Annotated in this window: 8 protein-coding genes and 1 CRISPR repeat array; all 8 genes read right to left on the minus strand. The window is 45.9% G+C overall.

Features of this window, described 5'->3' with window-relative positions; translation table 11 throughout:
* Positions 1-2: 2 nt before the first annotated feature.
* Positions 3-1,010, minus strand: a complete 1,008-nt coding sequence (locus ACR63T_RS10120) for an FAD binding domain-containing protein (RefSeq protein WP_305898700.1) — start codon at positions 1,008-1,010, stop codon at positions 3-5.
* A complete protein-coding gene (locus tag ACR63T_RS10125; protein WP_472783907.1) occupies positions 1,007-1,657 on the minus strand; it encodes a 2Fe-2S iron-sulfur cluster-binding protein in 651 nt (216 codons plus the stop codon). Before ACR63T_RS10125 ends, ACR63T_RS10120 begins: the two co-directional genes overlap by 4 nt.
* A gap of 230 nt (positions 1,658-1,887) precedes the next feature.
* Positions 1,888-2,892, minus strand: coding sequence for a formate dehydrogenase accessory sulfurtransferase FdhD (locus tag ACR63T_RS10130; RefSeq protein WP_472783908.1), 1,005 nt, complete (start codon positions 2,890-2,892; stop codon positions 1,888-1,890).
* A gap of 118 nt (positions 2,893-3,010) precedes the next feature.
* The gene (locus ACR63T_RS10135; protein WP_472783909.1) at positions 3,011-5,398 is read right to left on the minus strand and encodes an FdhF/YdeP family oxidoreductase; all 2,388 of its coding nucleotides are present in this window, start codon (positions 5,396-5,398) and stop codon (positions 3,011-3,013) included.
* Between the two features lie 174 nt (positions 5,399-5,572).
* Positions 5,573-9,850: direct repeats of the CRISPR family, unit length 32 nt; unit sequence GTTTCAATCCACGCGCCCGTGATGGACGCGAT.
* A gap of 236 nt (positions 9,851-10,086) precedes the next feature.
* A complete protein-coding gene (gene cas2 / locus ACR63T_RS10140; RefSeq protein WP_472783910.1) occupies positions 10,087-10,377 on the minus strand; it encodes a CRISPR-associated endonuclease Cas2 in 291 nt (96 codons plus the stop codon).
* A 26-nt stretch (positions 10,378-10,403) separates the two neighbouring features.
* Positions 10,404-11,435, minus strand: coding sequence for a type I-C CRISPR-associated endonuclease Cas1c (gene cas1c / locus ACR63T_RS10145; protein WP_472783911.1), 1,032 nt, complete (start codon positions 11,433-11,435; stop codon positions 10,404-10,406).
* A 78-nt stretch (positions 11,436-11,513) separates the two neighbouring features.
* Complete coding sequence (gene cas4, locus ACR63T_RS10150; protein WP_472783912.1) at positions 11,514-12,140, minus strand: CRISPR-associated protein Cas4; 627 nt, start codon at positions 12,138-12,140, stop codon at positions 11,514-11,516.
* Between the two features lie 86 nt (positions 12,141-12,226).
* Positions 12,227-13,126, minus strand: coding sequence for a type I-C CRISPR-associated protein Cas7/Csd2 (gene cas7c, locus ACR63T_RS10155; protein ID WP_472783913.1), 900 nt, complete (start codon positions 13,124-13,126; stop codon positions 12,227-12,229).
* Positions 13,127-13,139: the final 13 nt, after the last annotated feature.

The raw sequence follows: 13,139 nt of genomic DNA on the forward strand, positions 1-13,139 counted from the left end.
GATTATGCTCCCTCATTCGATAGTAAACGGCTTGCTAGTGCGCGCTGAATAACTTGTTTAAATAAACGGCGTGTTAGCGGTATCTTGAAGTCATTTTGACCACTACCTTTAGCCTCTTTTAATAATAAATCTGCCGCCTGTTTGATGACCCCATCATTACCGTCAGTACCTATTAATAACGCTTCGACTGCTTCGTTGCGCCACGGCTGAGTACCAATGCCGCCAAATGCTAAGCGAACCGTGTCCAAATTACCGCTATCATCAACATCTATGATAGCTGCACAAGATAACAAGGCAAAAGCGTATGAGGCGCGATCACGTACTTTGTCATAAGTATGCATGCCTCTGATCGGTGCTGGCAGTACCACATGGGTGATTAGCTCACCTGACTCTAGTACCGTTTCGATATGTGGGGTGTCTTTTGGCAAGCGATAAAAATCTTTGACATTAATTTTACGAGTTGAGCCATCTGCTTTTATAGTTTCAATAGTAGCGTCTAACAGGCGCATCGCTACTGCCATATCAGAGGGGTGCTGAGCGATACAAGCGTCGCTCGTGCCTAATATTGCCAAAGTGCGATTCTCACCACTGATAGCGGGACAACCAGAACCTGGATTACGCTTATTACAAGCGCTATCAGTCTGATAAAAATAGTAGCAACGCGTACGCTGTAAGAAGTTACCGCCTGTCGTGGCTTTATTACGCAGCTGACCGGTTGCCCCTGCCAAAATAGTACGCGATAACACAGGATAATTGGCGATGATCTCAGGATGAGCAGCCAGATCACTATTGGTAACGAGCGTACCGATTCGCAATCCGCCATCGTCCGTCATCTCTACTTGCGCAAGCTCTAAACGGGTCACGTCAACTAATTTGGTTGGCGTTTCAATCTCAAGCTTCATTAAATCTAAGAGGTTGGTACCGCCTGCGATAAATGAGGCCTCTTTAGGAGTTGCAAACATAACCGCTTGCTGCGGCTCAAGTGCGCGAATATATTCAAAGCGTTTCATGAGCGTTCTCCTTGCAGGCTAGCATTGGTTTGCTTATCTATTGACTGAGAAGTTGATGATTTGCTTAACTGAGTTTCACTGGGTGGCGGTGACCAAATACCTGTGATAGAAGTGCCGTTCATTGCAGCTACAGACTTATCTGAAGCTTGATTTGACAGTACTTGATGAATAGCTTTTATGATATTAGGATAAGCAGAACAGCGGCAGATATTACCACTCATACGCTCAGCGATTTCTTGTACTAGCAGTCCATCTGGGTTTTGCAGATCAGTGCTCACATAGCTTGGCCAATTTTGCTGAATCTCATCTATTAAAGCCGTCGCTGAGCAGATCTGTCCTGGCGTACAATAGCCGCATTGAAAGGCATCATGATCGATAAAGGCTTGTTGCAACTCAGATAACGACTCAGGCATACCGATGCCCTCAATCGTCGTAATCTCGTCACCATCGTGCATAATCGCTAGCGTCAAACATGAATTCACACGCTCACCATTGATCAAAATAGTACAAGCGCCGCATTGACCATGGTCGCAGCCCTTTTTGGGACCGGTAATCTGTAAGTGTTGACGACATAGATCAAGGATCGTCGTTCGAGGATCAAGGTCATCAAAGTGATGCTCTTGTTTATTGATATTCAAAGTAAGCATGCTGGCTTCTCGCTGGCAGGTGATAAGGGCTATCCATAAAAGTTAATAGTTTTTAGTTCTGTTATTACTAAGCATAGCTATTAAGCTTGGTCATTAATTAAAATTATCAGACATGATTAACTGCGTCAGTAATAATGCAATTTATTATGACTTATTAGGCAAATAGGTTTTGTTTTAGCTTTGTAGTGCTTAGAGTGGAGTTTTTTGACTAGAATATGAATGATAATTATTTAATACTCCGTATAAAAAGTCACTCTATTATCCCGTAAAAATCCACCCAGCCCTAAACCATAGCGTTCAGCTACTCTTACCGCAGTACTTGTCGGGGCTGACATGCCCACTAGCCATGGCAGGCGCATACGAATAGATTTCTGTACTAGCTCAATAGATAATCGTGAAGTCATAACTACGCAGTGAACTTCTGCCTTGTGACGTAACTGCCAGCCAATAAGCTTATCCAGCGCATTATGACGCCCAACGTCCTCAAATAAATGCAACGTATTACCCTGCATGGTCGCTGCAGCATGAACCGCGCCTGTTAATTTATGGGTATGTTGAGTTGCATCGATTTGTGCGCGTATAGCTAGTAGCTCATCAAGACTAGGTTGACTTATATCGATATTCTTTTGATTATGTTGTAAATAAAAACTTAAATCAGGTAATGCTTGGGTGATTCCTGTAATACCACACATTCCACAACCTGTACGCCCTGCCAGCATACGCTTTTGTGCTTGAATACGTTGATGACAGCGTTGGCTCAAGGTCAGCTCAATAACATAAGTGTCGTAATCTAGTAGATGCTCAAAACTATTAAGTTCAGAATGATCGTCATTATCATTTTTACTATTTATAGCGTTATCTTGAGTAAAAGCGTTCAGTTTTGCTTCATCGCTTAACTGCATCACCTCCCAATCCAATAGCTCAAAGCTGTGCTCGATAAGCCCTTCACTATATAAAAAGCCGATAGCTAAATACTCTAGCTGATGTGGACTTGCCATCAATACTGCGTAGTGAATGCCATTAATCACGATAGCAACCGCAGCTTCTACCGCTAGACTGGCGGGCTTATCTTCAATAATCAAATTTTCTACGTTTGAATTTTCGACGTTAAAGTTTTCAAGATTTGAATTTTTAATAATTGAGTTTTCATCATTTAATAAAGTAGCTGTTGGACAATAGTGTCTTAGAGTAGGATGAATGCGTGCAAGTGGGGTCGATTCAATTGGTTTAGTCACTTTATCAACCTTTATACTTTTAGATATTATTTGAGTGTCGCAATCGATATTAAATAAAATAGGTGGGTTAACCTTAAGCCAACCCACCCTGAAATCATTATAAAAAAATCACTTTGTACTAAGCAAAAGCAGCTTGCGGGCTGACCTCACTATCGACTTCTTTAGCGCTCTTCTCTTTTACTTTAACGGGCTTGGCGCGCTCCAAAATAACCGTTGATGACTTATAGGCAGGGATATGCGAGTCTGGCGCATGGGTATCTAAGTCGAATAAATCATTGCACTCAGGATAGTAGGTCGCCACCGCGTTAGCCGCGATATCCATCTCTGTTAACACTAAAGGCCCAAGGGTACGCATCTGACCATGACTGTCTTGACGCGATACCGTAACGCTATCGCCTTTTCTCCAACCTATACGCTGGATCTCATCAGGATGCATAAATAGCACATCACGGCGATCTGTTTGACGGTAGCGATCCTTGTAGCCAAAAATCATAGTATTAAACTGATCGTGACTACGTACACTAGTCAATTGCCATACTTGTTGATGAGCTTCAATAGCACTATTGTTATCATCGTAATCGACATTGCCCAATTGTAGATCGGCATTTGCCTCGGTCATTTGTGCCGCTACAAAAGTGATCGGATATTGTGGTACTTCAAACTGCGCCTTGCCACTATCTGTATTCCAAACCCGATGGCGCGCGGGATGATATAGATGAAAACCTCGATCAGCCTCGCGGACACGCTTATTAAAGCTTTCAAAGCCTTCAATAGCTTCAGCGACGTAATCACGAATAATATCAAAATCCTCACTCATGGCCTGCCAATCAATTGGGTCATCCGTGCCTAATACATGGGTTGCCATATCAGCGATGATTTGCACCTCAGATTTTATCATACCGCTAATCGGTTTAAGACTACCCTGCGAGCGCGATACCTGACACATTGAATCCTCGGTCGTTGCAAACTGCTCACCCTTTTTGGTCATAATGCTCTCAGTACGGCTAATACAAGGTAGAATCAAATTGTTCGCCCCAGGATATAGCATAGTACCGTTGAGCTTAGTGCCAACAAATACGTTAAGCTGAGTGGTTGTCAACGCTTGTTGTATAGCACTCATATTAGGCGCGGCTACGGCATAATTGCCACCCATACTGACAAAGGCTTTGAGCTCACCGTCTATCAATGCTTTCGCGCCAGCTACCACATCGAAACCGTCCTCTTGTGGCATAGGACGGTTAAATACTTTCTCTAAGCTATCGAGCAGCTTTTGCCCAGGCCGCTCATGCACACCCATTGTCCGATCACCCTGTACATTAGAGTGCCCGCGTATTGGTGATGCGCCGCCGCCATCAACGCCGATCATGCCCATTAGCAGCAATAAATTGGTAATCATCGCCACATTGTCATCGCCTTGCACGTGTTGAGTGATTCCCATACCCCAAGTGCAAATGGTCTTTGGACTGTTGGCGACTAACTTCGCAATGCTGACAATCTCATCTTTACTAATTCCAGAGCCACGCTCAACGTCGCTCCAAGATTGTTGGCGTAACCAATAATCAAGCTCTGTATAACCAGAAGTATGCTGCTCTATAAAGTCGTTATCGATTTTATTATTCTTAGTCAGCCATTTGGCAATACCTGTCAATAGCGCTGTATCACCACCGATTTGAATTTGAATCACATTATCGACCAGATCATCGCTCTGACCCATTGCCATGTGCGTAGGCTTTTGTGGGTTTCTAAAAGCGCTTAGCCCTTGCTCACGCATCGGATTGATCGAGATAATTTTGCAGCCTTGCTTGTGTGCATGAGCGAGCATCTCCAGCATTCGCGGATGATTCGTCGCAGGATTTTGCCCAAACATTATAATCAGTTTGGCTTGCTCAAAATCCTCTAGCATTACCGTCGCTTTACCAACGCCTAATTGACGACCTAACATCACTGAGGTTGGCTCATGACACATATTTGAGCAATCTGGCAGGTTATTAGTACCAAAGCAGCGCACAAATAATTGATATAAAAAGGCGGGTTCATTGGTCACGCGACCTGAGGTATAAAATAGCGCCTCATCAGGAGAATTAAGCGCATTTAACTGTTCAGCGATAATTTTATAAGCATCCAACCAAGCGATTGGTAAATATTTATCTTGCGCAGCGTCATAACGCATCGGCTCCGATAAACGCCCGCTATGCTCAAGCTCATAACCATTCCAACCTTGTAGCTCAGTCACGGTATGTCTAGCGAAAAACTCCGCATCGGCTTTGGTCGACATCGTCTCGCTTGCCAGCACTTTTATTCCCGTCTCACAGACATCTAGCGTCTTATGAGTCTTATGATCAGGCCAAGCACAGCCTGGACAATCAAAGCCACCATTAGGCTGGTTACTACTGAATACGCTTAAACTACCACGAGTAAAAGCCTTATAATCCATCAGCTTACGAGTTGAGGCAATTAGCGCGGGCCAACCAGCGGCTGGGTGGGAATAAATAGGAATCTTGCGCATAATAGACCTCATTGATGAATGGCTATGGACTCTGAGTTTGCAAAGTAGCTACATCTAAATCATACTAAAAGCACGGTGCAGATAACCAGTAAAAACTTGTTAATAGAGATGTTTTTAAAGATGTTCCTATTAATGTGTGAATATGGTCTGTAAAAGGAGGCTATTAGTAAAATAATTTCAATCCACGCGCCCGTGATGGACGCGATGCTTGGGGCGAAGGTCGAGCCAGCACATTGCAAGTTTCAATCCACGCGCCCGTGATGGACGCGATAAAGAAAATCAATGACAATAAGAGGTAGTTATGGTTTCAATCCACGCGCCCGTGATGGACGCGATTTATACAAGTATTGATGAGTTATATACGTCAATTAGTTTCAATCCACGCGCCCGTGATGGACGCGATCAAATATTTAGCGGCTATTTCACCTAACTTGCCGTTTCAATCCACGCGCCCGTGATGGACGCGATTTAAACAAGGAGAGTAATGTGAGTGATATACGAGTTTCAATCCACGCGCCCGTGATGGACGCGATAACAAGTGATGATCGCTATCTCTGGGATGAAATTGTTTCAATCCACGCGCCCGTGATGGACGCGATGCGAACGAGTATCGCTATGATTTGCCGTCACAAGTTTCAATCCACGCGCCCGTGATGGACGCGATACGGCAATCTAGGCATCGTGGTCTACGATCCTGTTTCAATCCACGCGCCCGTGATGGACGCGATGGTATCAGCCTTAAGCGTTCGGTATATCGGCAAGTTTCAATCCACGCGCCCGTGATGGACGCGATGTCTATCGCTACTATAAAAACAACATACAGGTCGTTTCAATCCACGCGCCCGTGATGGACGCGATTATCAACCCTACCAAACTAGGAGTCAATAACATTGTTTCAATCCACGCGCCCGTGATGGACGCGATCATCAACGCCATCGGCGTGATTGGTCACGATGCGTTTCAATCCACGCGCCCGTGATGGACGCGATATGGCGGCGGCGATGAAGATGGGTTTTGGGTAACCGTTTCAATCCACGCGCCCGTGATGGACGCGATCAGGCATGGAAAACCCAGAACATGATGTTATCGTTTCAATCCACGCGCCCGTGATGGACGCGATTCATGCCTTGGATATTAGCGGCATTTGCAATTTGTTTCAATCCACGCGCCCGTGATGGACGCGATAAAAATCTAAAGGCAAAAATATCAACGTTCCAGTTTCAATCCACGCGCCCGTGATGGACGCGATAAAGTACGAATTATTGTTATTTGCTGTTTATTTGTTTCAATCCACGCGCCCGTGATGGACGCGATCAATTAGATAGAAATTGCGCTCAAACCATCGCTGTTTCAATCCACGCGCCCGTGATGGACGCGATATATGCGGCGGATATACAGTCGCTGGCATCGAGTTTCAATCCACGCGCCCGTGATGGACGCGATATAAAATACTTCCCAGTTCGGTTGGCTAAGACGTTTCAATCCACGCGCCCGTGATGGACGCGATAGAAAGCTAAAATCCATCCTAACAGTGACGATGTTTCAATCCACGCGCCCGTGATGGACGCGATTAAGTGATAATATCACGGCAACCGATGATCAAGTTTCAATCCACGCGCCCGTGATGGACGCGATTTGCAACTTGATAAATAGCGCACCATCTTTGATGTTTCAATCCACGCGCCCGTGATGGACGCGATGGCATCGATCGCGACGTTAGAGAGCGACTTGACGTTTCAATCCACGCGCCCGTGATGGACGCGATACATCCGCTGATCTAGCAAAAGCTTTAGGGTATGTTTCAATCCACGCGCCCGTGATGGACGCGATTTACAGCGTTTTACTTGTTTCTAATTTCCACGCGTTTCAATCCACGCGCCCGTGATGGACGCGATCCTGAAAAGTACTGGAACTAGGAGGCTATCATGGCTCGTGTTTCAATCCACGCGCCCGTGATGGACGCGATTTTGAATACACGCGCAGTAGCGTACACAGATAGTTTCAATCCACGCGCCCGTGATGGACGCGATTAACTAACTATGTCAATTGCCTATCAATGCATTGTTTCAATCCACGCGCCCGTGATGGACGCGATTGATGATGCACACCATAGCAATTATTTGTAAGACGTTTCAATCCACGCGCCCGTGATGGACGCGATAGGGCTTTTCAATGCATATCAATATACTGTTTCGTTTCAATCCACGCGCCCGTGATGGACGCGATCCGTACCGCTTGAAGATGAAAACGTCTCTATCACTGTTTCAATCCACGCGCCCGTGATGGACGCGATCCTAGTGTTGATAGCGCGTCTGATACATGAGCTGAACTGTTTCAATCCACGCGCCCGTGATGGACGCGATTTACCCCCTATTGGCTCTATATTCTTTTACGATGTTTCAATCCACGCGCCCGTGATGGACGCGATAACGTTACCATTTCCACTAATAGGTACAGCAGGTTTCAATCCACGCGCCCGTGATGGACGCGATTTACCCCCTATTGGCTCTATATTCTTTTACGATGTTTCAATCCACGCGCCCGTGATGGACGCGATATAATGTCGCCCTTTTTCTTTGTGTGAAGATTAGTTTCAATCCACGCGCCCGTGATGGACGCGATTATGCCCCACTCTTCTTTTTTCATTTTTGACTTGTTTCAATCCACGCGCCCGTGATGGACGCGATCCCATATCTCGCAGCCCTTGCCAGCCTATAATGCGTTTCAATCCACGCGCCCGTGATGGACGCGATAAAAGATAGTAGCTGCGGCTTAATATTATCACCGTTTCAATCCACGCGCCCGTGATGGACGCGATGCACCTACTCACGTTAAGCTTGATGAAATGTGGGTTTCAATCCACGCGCCCGTGATGGACGCGATTAAAAGAGATCCAACGTTATACGGTTGGCGCTAAGTTTCAATCCACGCGCCCGTGATGGACGCGATCGTACCGCCCCACATCGCCGCACTGAGACACGGTTTCAATCCACGCGCCCGTGATGGACGCGATAAACGACATTGCAATACAAGATTCGCATTATGGGTTTCAATCCACGCGCCCGTGATGGACGCGATTATACAAGCACGGCGATGTGATGCAAGGCGAGGGTTTCAATCCACGCGCCCGTGATGGACGCGATGTCGCTGAGGCGGTGTTTTGTACTGCGCGCCGCGTTTCAATCCACGCGCCCGTGATGGACGCGATATCTAAAATTTACAGACTCGTTTGAGATTGGCGTTTCAATCCACGCGCCCGTGATGGACGCGATGTGCGCTCACTAACTACGCAACAGCGCAAGCGGTTTCAATCCACGCGCCCGTGATGGACGCGATACCCAATCGCTTTATGATCTTAGCGACGAAATAGTTTCAATCCACGCGCCCGTGATGGACGCGATTAGCTGCTTGAGTTTTGGTTCGCTTGGTTCGTAGTTTCAATCCACGCGCCCGTGATGGACGCGATTTACTTTCTATAACTCCAGCAAGCTGTTTATAAGCGTTTCAATCCACGCGCCCGTGATGGACGCGATCAAATACAATGTACCAGCCAGATCGTATCGCTGGGTTTCAATCCACGCGCCCGTGATGGACGCGATGTCTGGCAGTTCTGGACCGGTTGCCGCCCTGGTGTTTCAATCCACGCGCCCGTGATGGACGCGATGCTATCAGCGCACGCACAATATCAAACTGCCAGTTTCAATCCACGCGCCCGTGATGGACGCGATGTTTATCGAGCAGGACGAAAAGGTAGTATCGTTGTTTCAATCCACGCGCCCGTGATGGACGCGATGTCATAACTACTGCTGAGTTCTCAGCATCATTTGTTTCAATCCACGCGCCCGTGATGGACGCGATACCATTTTTGGTAGACGCTTGCCTCACCATAGTAGTTTCAATCCACGCGCCCGTGATGGACGCGATTAAAAAGGATGGGTAATTATGTGCAAATATGATGGTTTCAATCCACGCGCCCGTGATGGACGCGATCCGTTTGCTAGGCGACACGCTCTATTCACTAGACGCGTTTCAATCCACGCGCCCGTGATGGACGCGATGCGACGCTGGTGGATCAAGTAAAGATGAGTACGTTTCAATCCACGCGCCCGTGATGGACGCGATAATACAAAGGTAATCCAATGCCAAATTCAAATAACGTTTCAATCCACGCGCCCGTGATGGACGCGATTTAATAAGCTTGAAAACTCCGAAGGTGCAGCTAAGTTTCAATCCACGCGCCCGTGATGGACGCGATGAGTTACCAAAGTTGATGTTAAAGCCTTTTCGTGTTTCAATCCACGCGCCCGTGATGGACGCGATGCGGCAATTTGGTATCAGTATTTAAGCGCACTGCTGTTTCAATCCACGCGCCCGTGATGGACGCGATTGCGCTGGGGGATTTGCAATGAGCCTAACGCCTGTTTCAATCCACGCGCCCGTGATGGACGCGATAGCCCCTAGTCTAAGTCGCTAATAAGGTTAAGATTAAACCTTGAAATTTGCGAACGTCCAAACTATGAGCGAGTTTGGCGAGCGTATCACTCACCAAGTTTTTATTGCAAAATAATAAAGGTAGTAAAATCAAGTTGTTAAATAGCATTACAATCCCTTTGCGAGTCTCCTAGAGATTTTATGTACGCTATGGGTTCGCATTAACCTTATAACCGTCAAATAATAGGTTATAACAATTAGAATAGCAGTACATCATTTAAGTCTAACACAGGTTTTGCCCCAATGTGTTCCACTTTATTTTGCCAGTTTTTACCAAGGTAATAATAGCGTAAGCTATCCACATCATGATTAATAATGTCCTCAAGTGTGGCTCTAAGTGTCGTCCACTGAGCAGGATTGACCTCGATTTCAAACACAGAGTATTGCACCCGCTGTCCAAAGTTTAGACAGTGCTTGGCGACATGGCGCAGTCGTTTAGCGCAAGTTGCATCCTCTGAGCTAATATCATAAGTGACCAATACCATCATAATATAAATCCTTTTTATTAGCGTTATTATTTCCACAAAAATGGAATATAAGCATCAATATCGCCTCTGATGTGACGCGCCATGATAGTCGCTTGCAAGTGCGGCAGTAAGCCAAATGGTACGGTCTCCTCAAACCAATCATGATAAATGGTCTGCTGCTTACGATCATGCCATGCCTTAAAAAAGGTTTGTCGTGCTTCGTCCTTGAGCCAAACCGCCCCACTCGCTTCTGTCTTAAAGTCCGACTTGCTCAATTGCTTTTTATTGATAAGAGATAACACAAAGCGATCAACGATAGGTCTAAACTCCTCAACCAAATCTAATGCCAATGAGGGACGACCAGGGCGTAATTGATGAAATACTCCGCAAGCAGGATCAAGTCCTACCGTTTCAAGCGCACTACGACAATCATGGGTCATCAGCGTATAAGTAAAAGACAGCAATGCGTTGACCGCGTCAGTAGGCGGATTGCGCGTGCGTTTAGGGAAGCTAAAGTCAGAATTACGAATGAAATGTGGAAACACACTAAAATAAACGCTCGCCATCTCACCTTCGCGCCCTAATAAGTCAGGTAAGTTTTGAGTCGCGAGTATTTTGTTTAGACCATTCTCTAAACGCTGTTGTGCTGATTCTAATTTATCAATAGTTGGCTCATCTAGCTGATTTTTATAATCCCGTAGGTAGCGGCGAATCACTTGGCGCTGATTGTGAACTTTGCCTAAGATGACGCTGTGACAGATGGGCTGCACACGCTCAGGATCATCGCTGATGCGATACTGCTCACGGCGCAAGAGCACATTACCACTGACCGCGCCTTCAATACGAGCTTGAAACTTACCATAGCGATTGAGATGGGTAATCGTTATAGCGTTGTCAGTACAGTGCGCCATGAGTGCTGGTGATATCGACACTTGCCCAAAGCAAACGATAGCATCAAGCTTATGTATCGGTACACGTCCTTTGACTTCATGGTCAATATTCATGACCACATTTTCGCCTTGCTTATTCAGCCACGCGCCTTGAGTCTGCACGAATAAAGTGTTTTTGAGTGGGCGCATGATTTTCCTTATAGAGGCTAAAAAGTAGAAATACTAAAAAATTAGCTGGGTTAATAGTCAACCAAAGCGCAAATAACGCTAATCCTCTAAGCTCATATTAATTTTTTTGCTAAGCCAAGCCTTAGCATTTTTATTAAAAATCTTTGGATGACAGATATCTTTAAGCGAGCAGTTACGGCATTTACTGGTGCTGTAGGTCGGCTTTGGCGTTTGACCACTTTCTATAATATGCCGACAATCATTAATAGCGTCCAAAGTAATTTGCCGCAGCTTATCATCAAAATCTACCGCGTGACGGCGACGGGTTTTACCATAAAATAGCGCCCCTTTTGGTACGACACAGCCATGCATATCTTCTAGGCATAAGGCTTGGGCGCAAAGTTGCACCTCATCAGCACGATGTGATTTGGGCTTACCACGCTTGTACTCAACAGGAAAAGGGGTCTGCGTACCAGCGTCATCGGTATGATACTCGACGACATCAGCCACGCCTTCTAATCCCAGCGCTTCGTGTCCTAATCGCAAAGTACGCACGGTCTTTATATTACCGCGCGTATCATGACCGCCCGAGTTGACCTTTTCATGCATGACTTGACCTTCGGCGGTAAAGATATTCTCCTCCCACGCGCACTCCAGCTCTATCAGCGCAAACTGACGCGGACAGAATAGATAGTGTTGTAAGCGGGATAGGTATAGGGTTTGCATGGTCAGCTTTACTCTGAATTAATAATAAGTCTTGAGCAAACTTTGATAAACAAAGTTTACTCAAGTGATAAAAGACTAATTGGCGTTTAAAATCCATCAATAATCTCAGGCTCTAATCCTTCTAACGCTGACTTTAACGCGTCTTCATCAAACTCACCATTATTTTCGTTTAGCAACTCTTTTAAGCTACGATGCACTTTAGCAGACGAATATTGACCCGACTTGCTACTATGCTCCCACCAAATCACTTTTTTAACCTGCATACTACCTTCAGGTCGAGCCGATGACGCATCACCTTCAAAGAGTTTAGGCAAAATCTGTTTTATCTTTTCGGCATCGCTATCACTAAAGCCAGTTCGTTCTGCTAATTGCGGCGTAATCGCACCATAAGTCACATAAACACCTTCATCTACGCGGTGCTTCATACCCATAGTATCACTACCTTTTTTTGTGCCGTCACCCTCACCGCTGACACTTTTAGTAATTTGGGTACTGGTAATATCGACAGGTTGCAGGCTAAACGCTGATTGAATAGTAACAGGTCCGCGAATAGGAATAGACACACCATCCGCGCCTTTGGTATCTGCTTTAAAAGCAAATACTTGACCAAAGGCACGGACATCGAACCATTTATCACAAGCTTTTTGCGCGGTTTCATCACGCTTTGCCTCGATATTTTCTTTTTTATTGGCTTCAAAAGCATTCTTACCCAAGCCGACTTCTTCATCATAGGCACGGTTTTTTAGACTGGTCATACCGTCAGTTTTCTTCTCATCCGACTGTACAAAGATGTTCTCATCAGACTCTTGCAGACGGTCACGAATTTTACGCTTTAAGCAAACATCGGTAATTTCGCCATTACCTGCAAAGTCGGTACGCGGACGGTTACCATTTAGCGGATCACCATTGGGGTTGGCATTGTTGACCCCAATAATGAGAGCGAAGTCAATTTTGTTACTGATAGGGTTTTGGGTAGAGGCGGTCATGATTTATCCTTTT

Source organism: Psychrobacter sp. M17(2026), from assembly GCF_055699815.1.

Coding starts and splice junctions, on each gene's coding strand:
- cas4 (WP_472783912.1), bottom strand. CDS start 12,140: ATGCAAACCCTATACCTATCCCGCTTACAACACTATCTATTCTGTCCG.
- ACR63T_RS10135 (WP_472783909.1), bottom strand. CDS start 5,398: ATGCGCAAGATTCCTATTTATTCCCACCCAGCCGCTGGTTGGCCCGCG.
- ACR63T_RS10125 (WP_472783907.1), bottom strand. CDS start 1,657: ATGCTTACTTTGAATATCAATAAACAAGAGCATCACTTTGATGACCTT.
- ACR63T_RS10120 (WP_305898700.1), bottom strand. CDS start 1,010: ATGAAACGCTTTGAATATATTCGCGCACTTGAGCCGCAGCAAGCGGTT.
- cas1c (WP_472783911.1), bottom strand. CDS start 11,435: ATGCGCCCACTCAAAAACACTTTATTCGTGCAGACTCAAGGCGCGTGG.
- cas2 (WP_472783910.1), bottom strand. CDS start 10,377: ATGATGGTATTGGTCACTTATGATATTAGCTCAGAGGATGCAACTTGC.
- cas7c (WP_472783913.1), bottom strand. CDS start 13,126: ATGACCGCCTCTACCCAAAACCCTATCAGTAACAAAATTGACTTCGCT.